General features: G+C 45.5%; 10 protein-coding genes. 6 read left to right on the top strand and 4 right to left on the bottom strand.

Going from position 1 to position 12488, the window contains the following annotated elements; genetic code table 11:
- The first annotated feature begins 20 nt into the window (after window positions 1-20).
- Together HQN88_RS31870 and HQN88_RS31865 are read left to right on the top strand one after the other, a co-directional pair.
- Window positions 21-941: a carbohydrate ABC transporter permease gene (locus HQN88_RS31870; RefSeq protein WP_173119896.1), complete on the top strand. Its 921-nt coding sequence runs from the start codon at window positions 21-23 to the stop codon at window positions 939-941.
- Window positions 942-1119: 178 nt separating this feature from the next.
- Window positions 1120-2769: an extracellular solute-binding protein gene (locus HQN88_RS31865; protein ID WP_173119894.1), complete on the top strand. Its 1650-nt coding sequence runs from the start codon at window positions 1120-1122 to the stop codon at window positions 2767-2769.
- Window positions 2770-2866: 97 nt separating this feature from the next.
- Here HQN88_RS31865 and HQN88_RS31860 read toward each other — a convergent pair whose 3' ends face one another.
- Entirely contained in the window at window positions 2867-3445 is a 579-nt protein-coding gene (locus HQN88_RS31860) for a TetR/AcrR family transcriptional regulator (protein ID WP_173119892.1), read from the bottom strand.
- 229 nt (window positions 3446-3674) lie between these two features.
- Here HQN88_RS31860 and HQN88_RS31855 point away from each other — a divergent pair, with 229 nt between their 5' ends.
- The 3 genes from HQN88_RS31855 (at window position 3675) to HQN88_RS31845 (ending at window position 8124) form a co-directional block, all read left to right on the top strand.
- Window positions 3675-5168: a DHA2 family efflux MFS transporter permease subunit gene (locus HQN88_RS31855; RefSeq protein ID WP_173119890.1), complete on the top strand. Its 1494-nt coding sequence runs from the start codon at window positions 3675-3677 to the stop codon at window positions 5166-5168.
- Between the two features lie 177 nt (window positions 5169-5345).
- Window positions 5346-6782, top strand: coding sequence for a SulP family inorganic anion transporter (locus HQN88_RS31850; protein WP_420794169.1), 1437 nt, complete (start codon window positions 5346-5348; stop codon window positions 6780-6782).
- A 79-nt stretch (window positions 6783-6861) separates the two neighbouring features.
- Window positions 6862-8124 (top strand): voltage-gated chloride channel family protein, encoded by a 1263-nt coding sequence (locus HQN88_RS31845; protein ID WP_173119998.1) that lies wholly within the window; start codon window positions 6862-6864, stop codon window positions 8122-8124.
- 332 nt (window positions 8125-8456) lie between these two features.
- Here the strand turns inward: HQN88_RS31845 and HQN88_RS31840 are convergent, their stop codons facing one another.
- The 3 genes from HQN88_RS31840 to HQN88_RS31830 form a co-directional block, all read right to left on the bottom strand.
- Entirely contained in the window at window positions 8457-9149 is a 693-nt protein-coding gene (locus tag HQN88_RS31840) for an MBL fold metallo-hydrolase (protein WP_173119888.1), read from the bottom strand.
- Window positions 9150-9387: 238 nt separating this feature from the next.
- Complete coding sequence (locus HQN88_RS31835; protein ID WP_173119886.1) at window positions 9388-9990, bottom strand: hypothetical protein; 603 nt, start codon at window positions 9988-9990, stop codon at window positions 9388-9390.
- Between the two features lie 175 nt (window positions 9991-10165).
- Entirely contained in the window at window positions 10166-10879 is a 714-nt protein-coding gene (locus HQN88_RS31830) for a response regulator transcription factor (RefSeq protein ID WP_171637030.1), read from the bottom strand.
- Window positions 10880-11178: 299 nt separating this feature from the next.
- Here HQN88_RS31830 and HQN88_RS31825 point away from each other — a divergent pair, with 299 nt between their 5' ends.
- On the top strand, window positions 11179-12417 hold the full coding sequence (locus HQN88_RS31825) for an EAL domain-containing protein (protein WP_173119884.1): 1239 nt from the start codon (window positions 11179-11181) through the stop codon (window positions 12415-12417).
- Window positions 12418-12488: the final 71 nt, after the last annotated feature.

Here is a 12488-nt window from a genome sequence, read left to right as displayed (position 1 = left end):
ATGAGTAGGAGAGTAGAGATATGGCGGCTACTGCACACAAACATGGAAATAGACGCAGCTTATTCGGCAAGTATTCAGGATGGGACGTCAGCTTTAACATCGTTAATTATACGCTGCTCATCCTATTTACCTTCATTTGTATATTTCCTTTCATTAATACGTTAGCTAATGCCTTTAGCTCCAGCCATGCCATTCAGACGGGTAAAGTGGTGCTTTGGCCTGTAGATTTTCAGCTTGATGCGATGAAATCGGTCGTCACAGATTCCAATATTATCAGATCGTTAGGTGTAACGATCTATATCACGGTAGTTGGTACTGTACTGAACATGTTATTCTCGATCACAACGGCTTATCCCCTTTCTAGGAAGGATTTGAAGGGCCGCAAATATTTTATGAATTTCATGATTGTGACTATGGTTTTCAGTGGCGGTATGATTCCCAGTTACTTGTTGATCAAGTCGCTAGGACTGTTAAACAGCTTATGGGCGTTAATGCTTCCAGGTTTAATCAGCGCCTTTAACGTTATTATCATGAAATCCTTTTTTCAGGATCTCCCTGAAGAGCTGCGCGAGGCGGCCGTCATGGACGGCTGCGGCAATTTGCGATACTTAGCACAGGTAGTCCTTCCCCTATCTGGTGCCGTATTGGCAACGATCTCTCTGTTTTATGCGGTCGGTCATTGGAACTCCTACTTTGCAGCAGTCTTGTACATCGACGATTCAGCGCTCTATACGTTACAGGTGAAACTGAGGAACATTTTGCTGCTTGCCCAGATGGATACCTCTTTGGAAACAATGCAATCGTTGGATAATCTCAACGTCATTGAGGAGTCTCTGAAGGGAGCTACGATTGTCTTCGCGACTGTACCGATTCTCATCGTTTACCCTTTCCTGCAAAAGTATTTTGTAAAGGGGTCGTTCCTCGGATCTGTTAAAGGATAAAGAATAAGCTGAATATCAAAAAAACTATCAAAATGTCAAAATTATCGAATAGAAACGCAGCATGAAAGCGCCTATATTTACAATGCAAGCGCTTAAGTAAAGTGTTATCTCAACAAGATATGGGTGAAATCCCAGTTCAACGAGTAGGTCTGCAAATGAATACTAGGGAGGAAGCAGTATGGTAAAGGTGTTTAAAAAAGGGGTATTAGGAAGTTTGACGGCTATGCTCATGCTTTCGGGTTTCTTGGTTGCTTGCTCCAACAAGGATGACGGGGCTAGCACAGCAACAACTTCACCTAGTGGCAGTAACTCAGCAGCACCAAGTAAAGAACCTGAAAAACCAGCCAAAATTCGTGTCACCTTGTGGGACCGCGCGAATGCGCCAGAGGGTCAGAACCTGGGCAATAACTCGATTATTAAATACGTCATTGATGAAACGAAGAAGATTGGTCTGGACGTGGAATTCGTTTCCCTGCCTAGAGCGCAGGAATCGGAGAAATTGAATGTGTGGATGGCTTCCGGCGAAGCACCTGACCTTATTTTAACCTACTCCATGGACACAATCTTCAAATTCGCTGAACAAGGTGGATTATGGGAGCTGGATACGTATCTAGCCAAATATCCAGACTTGATAAAGAATAACAAAGTCGCGCTTGACCAAGTGGGTATGTACAAAGGTAAGCGGTATGCGATTCCTGCCCTGAAAGCAAACACGTATTCCGGTCCTAACATGAAGATTCGTAAAGACTGGCTTGATGCGCTAGGGATGAAGAATCCGACTACGAACGAAGAACTCTATCAGGTATTGAAAGCTTTTAAAGAGAAAGACCCAGGCAACGTAGGGAAAGACAAAGTGATCCCATGGGCTCTCCCTGCGATTAACCAATCGATGAAAGCCTTCTACTATGGTCCCATGTTTGGCTTCGGCGTCAATATGGACGGTCCGAGTAATCAGTTCTATGCGCCAGATGGCAACTATAAGAATGGTGTCTTCACATCTTCCGTTGCTACGCCTGAAGGAAAAGCCTATTACCAATGGATGAACAAAGTGTACAAAGAAGGACTGATCTCCAAGGAATTCGTCACCGATGTGAACTCGCAGCAATTTACGCAACAAGTTAACAGTGGTGTTGCCGGTTTCGTCGATTCCAACGACACACCTTGGAACATGAATGTGGCTACACGTAAGTCGGTCCCAACCGCAACTTGGGTACCTGTAGAACCATTTAAACGTCCGGATGGATCTCAGCTTATGTCAAAAGTATCGGATTTCTCTATGCTTGTGGCTGTTCCGAAATCCAGTAAGAACCCGGATGCTGTTATGAAGTATCTGAACTGGATGGTTCAACCGAAGAATCTTGCGACCGTACAAAGCGGAATCGAGGGAGTAAACTGGAAGGATGACGGTGGAGTTAAAGTCCAGATTGATCCTGAACTGAACAAGAAAACTACGTGGGTATCTCTGGCGGGAGATCTTGCCATTGTTCAGCAAGGGGGACCTGCATTAAACAAAGAACAACTCCTTAAGTCAGTAGCACTTTCACTTCCGGACGAAAAGCAGCGAGAAGAATATGCCAATTCATTCGTTACTTACTATGATATTTTCAAGAAATTCGGCAAACCGAACACAGTGATTGACTCACCTCGGCCTGTAGCCCTGAAAACCGTAGCAGTCATCGAGAAAAGCCTGTATGAAGGGATCTCTAAAGTGATTATATCTGCGGACTTCGAGAAAACGTATGCGGAGATGCTTGGCAGTTGGGAAAGAGCTGGAGGAAAAGATTACGACAAAGAGATTAGCGACGCTTATAAAACGATGAAGAAGTAACAAGATTGCAATTGCATGTAGGGGAGCGAACCGATTTCTGGTTCGCTCCTTTTTTGCTAACCTGGATAGCAACTAATATGCCCGCGTGGTTGCAGGATTATTCCGGTTTGGGCAGATGCAGGAGCTCTGCAAGCTGTAAAGCCAGGAATTCTGGTGTGTAAGGCAAATCATTGCGAAGCCAGAAGACGATCGTGCCAATGATGGCTGAGGAGCCGTACCAGATGGCGATATCCCTCTTAACCTTCACATTTATAGAGGACGAAGCCTCTAACTTGTCCATTCGACTCGTGATAAAATCAGCGATCAACTTCATGAGCCGTTCCGTGAATACAGGAATGCGCTTGGAAGCAAGAAGTACCTTATAGAAATTGGAGTTTTCCGCGATATGCTCAAGCATATTCAGGATGATCTGAATATTGAAACCAGGTGGATCTGGTGCTTCCTTCAATATACTATGGATTTCATTAATCATTTCCTCAGCTAACTTATCAATCATATCTGGAATATCTCGATAATGAAGATAGAAGGTAACGCGATTAATCGTTGCTCGCTCCGCAATACGATTCACGGTAATTTTCTCAACATCAAGCTCCTGAAGTAATTCAATAAATGCTTCTCGAATCAAAAGCCTTGTACGAAGCACGCGGGGATCTGTTCGTTGTAATTTGCTTGTCATAAGTAATCAGTTCCTTCTTCCTTAATAGGATATACGACAATTTCGACTTGATTTGTGGATTATGTAAGGGGTAGACGACAAATTCATTAAAACTGTTAACTAATAAACATTTATAAAAAAGCTGTTGCTTGTGAACATGAGGTTTGATGACTATAATACTATTTACATCAAGTTTATTATACAACACATTGTCAATTAGTTAGAAATTGAATTTGAAAGGAATAATGATATGAGTAAAATTACTGCATTTGATCCTAGTTCTATTAAGAAAGGTCCCCTTTTGTTTGTCATGATTCTGGGGGCATTCATTGCCGTTCTGAATCAGACGATTATGAGCGTTGCCTTACCGCCACTCATGATCGAATTCAATATTGCCGCTTCAACAGGACAATGGTTGACCACTGGTTATATGTTGGTTAACGGTGTGTTGATTCCGATAACAGCGTTCCTCATGCAACGCTTTACGACGCGGGAGCTATTCCAAGCGTCGATGATTATTTTCCTCATCGGTACCATTGTTTCCGCCGTGGCGCCAGGTTTTGAGATGTTGTTGACGGGTCGTCTGATTCAAGCAGCAGGGGCAGGTATTATCATGCCGCTTCTGATGAATGTTATTTTAACGATCTTCCCTCCAGAAAAGCGTGGAGGAGCAATGGGAATGGTTGGATTGGCTATCATTTTTGCTCCTGCCGTAGGTCCTGCTCTAGCTGGTTATATTTTGGAACACTATTCGTGGCGTACTCTTTTCTACGGTATTATTCCAATTGTTGTTGTCGTGATTGCCGTCGCTTTTATCTATCTGAAAAATGTATCTGAACGTCAATATCCCAAAATTGATATGTGGGGTGCCATCCTTTCAACGATCGGATTCGGTTTCCTTCTGTACGGCTTTAGTAGTGCTGGTGGCAAAGGTTGGTCAAGCGCAGAAGTTATCTTATCTATTATTGTAGGTGTAGTTGCATTAATTTTGTTTACATGGCGACAACTGGTTATCAAAGAACCATTACTAGATCTTAGGGCATTTAAACATAACATGTTTACTTTGACCACTTTAATCAATATCGCAGTAACCATGGTTATGTACGCGGATATGATGTTGCTTCCGCTGTATTTGCAAAATGCTCGCGGATATACGGCGTTAGAGTCTGGTATTCTTATGCTTCCTGGCGCATTGCTTATGGGCTTAATGATGCCAATAGCTGGCAAGCTGTTCGATAAATTCGGAGCGAAGTGGTTGTCCATTATCGGGATGGTCATTACGATCATAACCACGCTTGGATTCATCAATTTGACGGATTCCACAAGTTATACGTACCTAGTTCTCATGTCCACAGGACGTCGATTTGGTATGGCACTATTCTTAATGCCGATCACGACGGCGGGGCTCAATCAATTGCCTGCAAGGCTGAATGCGCACGGTACTGCGATATCCAATACCATTAAGCAAGTGGCTGGCGGCGTTGGTACGGCACTATTGATTACCGTTATGACAACTAGAACCAAATCTCATGTCATCGAGTTAATGACCGCAGGTAAAACGGCGACTGCTACGAAGGATATGATTAAAGAAGCATCCATTCAGGGGATTAATGATTCTTATTTAGTTATTATTGGAATCGCGGTTGTCGGCTTGGTGCTGTCCTTCTTCATCAAACGTGTAGGTCAAGCGGAGGAAGAAGAAACAGAAGTTGTGACAAATCACAAACCAGTACACGCATCGTAAGACAAATAGAAGCCTCTCGGTTAAGTACAGTGCACTCCTTTGGAGTGTGCTGTGCTTTTTATTTTTGATCTAGAGGGATGTCGAACATTTGTGTATAATGAGACAAGTTGACGAACGGACCCGACTTTTCTGAGACTGAAAGGTCAAGAAACACGAAGAAGGAGTGGTGCTAGGTTGTTGGTTCATAGGTTTAAAATGGCGTGGTTCTCCAACGTCCGGAAGGATGTACTCGCGGGGATAACTGTCGCCTTAGCGCTAATTCCCGAGGCTATCGCCTTTTCGATCTTAGCGGGCGTAGACCCGATGGTGGGGCTGTATGCCTCTTTTTGTATTGCTGTGACGATTTCCATAGTAGGCGGTCGCAGAGGGATGATTTCGGCAGCAACTGGCGCTATGGCTTCGTTAATGGGTCCTGTCGTGGCAAAATACGGTATCGAGTATTTATTTGCCGCGACGATACTTACCGGCGTTCTCCAGTATGTGATGGGGCTTTTGAAATGGGGCAGATTCATTACCTTTATCCCCCATTCGGTCATGACGGGATTCGTGAATGCCTTGGCGATCATTATTTTCATGGCGCAGTTCCCCAGTTTTGAAGGGGCGAATTGGCAAATGCTCCTGATGATTGCTGGTACGCTGGTTATTATTTATGTGTTGCCGCGATTCACGCAGGCAGTGCCCTCACCCTTAGTGGCTATTGTTGTTATGACGATCATTGCTATGAGTCTGCATCTAGATCTTCGAACCGTTGGAGATATGGGCAAAATCACACAAGAGCTGCCATTTTTCCATATTCCACAAATTGATTTGTCCTTTGAGCTCATCTGGCGCATGCTGCCGTTCTCCTTAGCCCTTGCAGTTGTTGGTATGACGGAATCACTGATGACGGCCACGATTGTAGATGAGATGACGGAAACGAAAAGTGATAAAAATAAAGAGGTCAAAGGCCAAGGGATCGCGAATGTGGTCTCAGGGTTGTTCGGTGGAATGGCAGGGTGTGCGATGATCGGGCAAACGGTTATCAACGTGAAATCCGGAGGGAGAGCGCGGTTATCGACGTTCGTATCCGGGGTGTTTCTGCTATTCCTTATTCTTGTTCTTGGTGATGTCGTTCGGCAAATTCCGATGGGAGCGCTAGTTGGCGTGATGTTCATGGTATCGATAGGGACCTTCGATTGGCGTTCACTGCGGACGTTAGCTAGAATTCCGCGGAGCGATGCCTTGGTTATGATCGTGACGGTCGCCGTCGTTTTGGCAACATCCGACTTGGCTTTAGGCGTTGTAGCTGGTGTGATTTTGAGTGCATTGGTCTATGGTTGGCGATCTGCAAGAATTAAGGCTCATGCCAGTATAGAGAAGAATGGTTCCAAAGTGTATCGGATAACGGGACAGCTGTTCTTCGGTACGATGGCGCATTTTGTAGAGCTTTTCGATTATAAAAATGACCCGGAAGCAATCGTTATCGATTTTAGCGCTTCTCATGTATGGGATCATTCGGCCGTGACGGCGATTGCCAAAGCCATGCAAAGATACGAACAAATTAATAAGACGGTCACGATAATTGGCTTGAACGCGGAAAGCAAGCTTCTGATGGATCGAGTTGGACCACTGTAACACTAGGCCTTTCAATGAGGGGTGAGAATTAACGTTGAAACATCGTCTAAGGGCACTCGCTGCACACGCCGCTGCATTCATGCATGTTGCATTAATAGGTTCATTTATTAAATGGATTTTCTATGGAAGTCTAGTGGGGATTGTGACAGGTTCAGCTTCGGCGCTGTTCCTAGCCAGCTTAGATCTTGTTACCGAGAAGCGAATGAACCACCCATGGTTGTTGTTCCTTTTACCTCTAGGCGGGGCGCTGATGGCTTATATCTATCTGAAAATGGGCAAAAATTCAGGCCGGGGGAATAACCTGATCCTAGAACAGCTGCACGGAGGGAAGGAAGCGATTCCTTTTCGTATGGCTCCACTGGTGCTCATGGGGACGCTGGTCACGCACGTATTTGGCGGATCAGCAGGTCGTGAAGGGACAGCTGTGCAAATGGGGGGAAGCTTCGCTGAGTGGATAGGGCGTATCTTCCGTGTGGACGAGGCGGATCGCAAAATTTTGCTCATGTGCGGCATCAGCAGCGGGTTTGGCTCTGTTTTTGGGACACCGCTTGCCGGAACCGTCTTCGGCTTGGAAGTGGTCGCCATTGGAATGGTGAGGTATCAGGCGCTGATCCCATGCTTTATTGCCAGCTTGGTAGCGCATCTCGTTACCCTAGCCTGGGGGATACAACATATTCACTATGCCATGGGGAGCGTACCAGAGTTATCCACAGGGGTTATACTCAAGGTTGTGTTGGCGTCGATCCTTTTCGGATTAGCTAGTATCCTCTTTAGCGAGCTTACTCATGGGATGAAAAAGCTGTACACGCGGCTATTCGCGAACCCAGTATTGCGAGCCTTTGTCGGCGGCCTTGTCATTATCGCGCTTGTTGCGGTATTCAGAACGAGGGACTATCTGGGGCTGGGCATCCCTTTACTGCAGCAAGCTTTTGAAGAGCCGGTAGCTCACTTCGCCTTCTTGTGGAAAACGGTATTCACCGCGCTCACGCTCGGCGCTGGTTATCTCGGCGGGGAAGTAACCCCGCTGTTCGTTGTTGGTGCCACCCTGGGCAATTCGCTAGCTGATTTATTGGGCCTTTCTGCGCCATTCTTAGCGGCGCTAGGGCTAATCGCTGTATTCAGTGGCGCGACGAACACCCCGCTAGCTTGCTTCATCATGGGCGTTGAGTTATTCGGCTCCGAGGGGATCCTCTACATGTTCATGGCGTGCATCGTGAGCTATTTGTTCTCCGGCCACTCAGGGATATACACGTCACAGCGAATCGGTTTGTCCAAATCGAGAAGACACGTTGTGCCCGAGGGAGCAACACTGGCTTCGATCAAGGTAAAGAAGAAAGAGTGAGTGAGTGTACACAGGCCGTCCTGTAAAGTAGATAAGTCTACTTGTGGACGGTCTGTTTTATTTGTTGAAACCCTCGTTGTAGTCCGATTTTCCCGAACTAAACCGGGGAGTTCTTGTGAAAACGGTGAAATAGTCCGATTCTACCGAACTATTTCTCCGTTTTCCTAGCTTGAGGGTCGTTTGGGGCGATTTAGTTAGGCAATTTCGGACTAACTAAGATGTATGGACGCGCGTAGCGGGATTAATTCGGCAAAATCGGACTAAAGGGCGCCGGGGGAGTAATTTGGCCCGAGCTAGTCGAAATAATCGACTAACTCCTCTGATCCACCAAACTACGCCCATTTGGCTCGAAACGTTTGCGAAGCCTTCGCGAGCAAAGGCTTGCCATGGCCAAAGCAAGCGACGTTGAACTCCGCCTTCCCTAGGCGTATCAAGTCCTGCTTCGCTTGCGAGAAGTTCTCGTGGCCGATGCTCCAGCCAAGGCCCATCATATTCGCCGCTGCATCCGCGGCGAACATCACGCCGCCTTGCTTCGGCAGCAGCAAGGCCAGTTGCCCTGCGCTATGCGCGGGAGCAGGGATCGTTTGCAAACCAGCAGCGAAGTCAAGCGTGTCATTCGCTTTTAGATAGCCGTCGATAGGAAAGGTTTCTATCGGCGTTTCTTTGATGAATAAACGGAACAACAGTTTATTCATCAGTCCAGGCGTTGCTGTCAGCGGTCGCTGCGGCTGCCCCTTCTCTACGATCAGCGCATCCACTTCGCTGATATAGATCTTTACTTGCGGAACCTCGCGCTTCAGTGCAGCTGTACCACCTACATGGTCAGGATGACCATGCGTCAGTAGAATGGTTTTCAAGTCAGACGGCTTGTGGCCAATGGCTTGAATTCCCTCCAAAATTTGGGGAGCACTTCCTGGCGTGCCGGTGTCTATCAGAATAAGACCATCCTCCGCTTGGATGAAGTACGCATTAACGGTCCCAAGTGGTAACAGATAAACACCTTCAACAAGTTGTTGAACTTTCATCTTCATTGCCCCCTCTCCCAATCAAAGATAACAAGTAAATAGAGGTAATAATCCCTACTCATATTTAGCGTGCCTAACTAATAGAACGGAAAATACAAATCTCGATATATTTGCTTGATCCAATAGCTTAAATGGTCTTGTAAAGGATGCGTGTACGTAATAAAAAGCCACTGTGTCCAGTGACTTTATCACGCATATTCCTCATATTGAATTCGATTAGTTCCGTTAAGGAAGTGGATTACAACGGATGCGGCATGAATCTGGAGGCACCTGATTTGAACAATCCTGCTAGAATAACACAGTGCAAGGCAACAACTTCCTGTAACCAATCGGGCTTGGCAGGGTATTCAGCAGATAAGGTATGAATCTCTTGGAGGGCTATTTGTTGCGCAAAAAGAAGGAAATCCTCGCGTAAGCAATAGAGGTCCTGTTCAAGCTCAATGGGTGAGTGTTGCAGGGCATGGAGTCCTCTGCCGATACAAGCGAAAGTCTGTAAGGTGGGTGGAAGCCGACAAGACAGCCATTTGATACACAGTGCGATCTGCCTTTGGTTGGGAGCTTTCTTTAAGTTGAATTGATGATTCAGATCGAGGATGCCGTTGGGAATGACATAGGGTGCTTCAACCGAGGAACTGAAGATATGAATGTGCTGTTCCCCCACATGAATGATATCGAGATGGTCCGGGATTGCTGCAGCCCAGACAGCTTTCTTCAAAGCGACTAAATGATCTTCTTTTTTTTCATACTCAGTGTGCTCAGTGCTGTCAGTTAACAAATCAGATAATTCGTTGTTCCCTCGACCTAACGTACCTAGTTTCCTCATGTACTTATCATTGTGCATACGAATACCTCACCTGTAAGTTACATAGTTATAGTTACCGCGGCAGCGGTGTTCAGAATTCAAATGATAACGGAATACCACTGGAAGGTCAACCCATTTTTTACTATTTTTTTAAATAAAGAAACAAAAAAATAAGACCCTATCCAATCCTGGATCGGGTCAATATGTAATTGGCTTAGATGACAAATTTATAGCCTACGCCCCATACGGTCTTGATATATTTTGGCTCTTTGGGATTGATCTCGATTTTCCTGCGCAAATTCGTAATATGTACATCAATCGCCCGCTCATTTATGTAGGAGTCGAATCCGCGTAAAGCATTGATCAGGTCTTCGCGACGATATACCCGTTCAGGATGTTCAACTAGCAATCGAATGAGCTCAAACTCAGAGAAAGTCATTTCGATCGATTCACCTCGTACGTGCAAGGTTCGTTTCTCTAAATTAATTTGGAGCTCCATGGCGGGAACGGTTATCCGTTGGCGTATCGGGGTAGGAGTAGCAAGTTGCTGCTCAGCGGGTAGTTCCTTTTTGAAGCGGCGTAATAGGACTTGGATGCGGGCCTTCATTTCATGCATACTGAATGGTTTGCATAAATAATCATCGGCACCAACGGTAAAGGCTTCGATTTTCTCGCTGACTTTGGAATTAGAGGAGATGATAATAATCGGAACAGGTGTTAGTCCTCGTAAGGAATTGCATAGCTCTGTACCTTCAAAGTCTGGGAGAATAAGATCAAGTAGAATCAGATCTGGTTGGAAATTGTGTAAGGCCGTTAGACCCTCCTGTCCATTGTGGCACCTGAGAACTAAAAAATCTTCCTCCTTCAGATACATGCAGATCATCTCACCGATAATATCATCGTCCTCAATTAATAGAACTCTGTCCATTAGAAGGTCCCCCTAACGCATAGTTTTCTAATTTGAAATTCGTAAAAGTGATGAGGTGAGTGATGTTGCTAATATTTAGCTAATAATTCTATTATACGCTGTCGAATTTTAAGAGTAAACCGTTTTCATCTATGAATTTCAAAAAAATGTTAGTAAAATATTAGCGAAAAGAAGGTGTCAAATTCATAGGATTTAAGTAAGTAACCTAATAAGTGGAAAGTATACTGGTAGTATAAGTAAGAATGGCTTGAAGAGGTGGCGGGGAAATGAGTCTGATAGGCAGGCATGGAGTACTATTAGTGAGTAGATTGGAACGAACGCAGGGGGTCATTGCGACCATATTAAAGCAGGATGAACAGCTTATACTGTCAGAGGTTGTAGCAGATGGCAGTGCTGCACTAGCATGTGTGTTTCGTGACAGACCGGACTTGATCCTCATTGATATGGACTTGCCTGATTTATCGGGACTTTCGGCACTGCAGTTAATCATGGACCATAGTCCTATTCCTGTAATCATATTAAGTACACTGACATCAGAAGGCTCGGCTCAAACGATCCAAGCGATGCGTTTTGGTGCAGTCGACTATTTCCATAAAGAAATGTTAGTTTCGGGTTTGGAGGGGAAGGGGGTTGTCACTTACTTCCTCGAACGTTGTAAGCTTGCCGTTCAAAACGGTGTTAAAGGTGTATATCCTGCAACCATACACTCAGACGGATATATGGACAGTTTGCAGCCTGGCGCTCCGTTAATCAATGGCGCTTTGCTGCAGAGACGGATGGACATTGAATTGCATCTACGACACGCGATATCGAAGAAAGAATTTAATCTTGTCTATCAGCCTGTTGTTGATATTAGTACGAGCTGTGTTGTTGGGATGGAATGTCTTCTTCGCTGGGACAATGGTGATGTCGGCTTTGTCCCGCCTTCGGAATTTATCTCGATTGCAGAAGAAAGCGGGCTTATCCACGAGATTGGAGAGTGGGTGCTGCGAGAAGCGTGTAGACAGAACCGGAAATGGCAGCTTGCGGGCTTGCCACCCATGTTTGTAGCTGTTAATTTATCGCGCAAGCAGTTCAACGATTGTCGTTTAAGCGGAATCATTGCAGCGATCCTGGAAGAAACGGGCTTAGAGCCCAAGTACTTAGAAATTGAAATTACAGAGAGCTTAAGTGTGGATGCCAGATTAGCTGCGGATACACTAGGGAAGCTCAAAGAGCTGGGACTGCGCATTGCTATGGATGATTTCGGGACAGGCTATAGCTCGCTTGGCTACCTGCGTGACCTCCCGGTGGATAAAATAAAGATAGATCAATCTTTTATTAAAGGTTTACAACATGGCCAAGTGAATGCAATCATTGTGAGTACCATGCTATCGATGGCGAAGCAATTGAACCTCTCTGTGGTCGCAGAAGGCGTTGAAACCGAAGAGGAGCTGCAGGTGCTGCGCGAGTATGGCTGCCGCTTCGTGCAAGGCTATTATTTTAGCAAACCAGTGGAAGTTAAACATATTGAAGAAATGTTGTATCAACTAGCCTAAATGAAATGATAGAATGAGGAAGGATAAGTTAGAAGCGTATCCGAACTAGAGTCAGAAACGGGTTGGTGATT

It is taken from the genome of Paenibacillus qinlingensis, assembly GCF_013204845.1.
GTDB lineage: Bacteria > Bacillota > Bacilli > Paenibacillales > NBRC-103111 > Paenibacillus_E > Paenibacillus_E qinlingensis.
The sequence above is the reverse complement of the archived record's forward strand: the minus strand, read 5'-3'. Positions and strand labels throughout refer to the sequence as shown.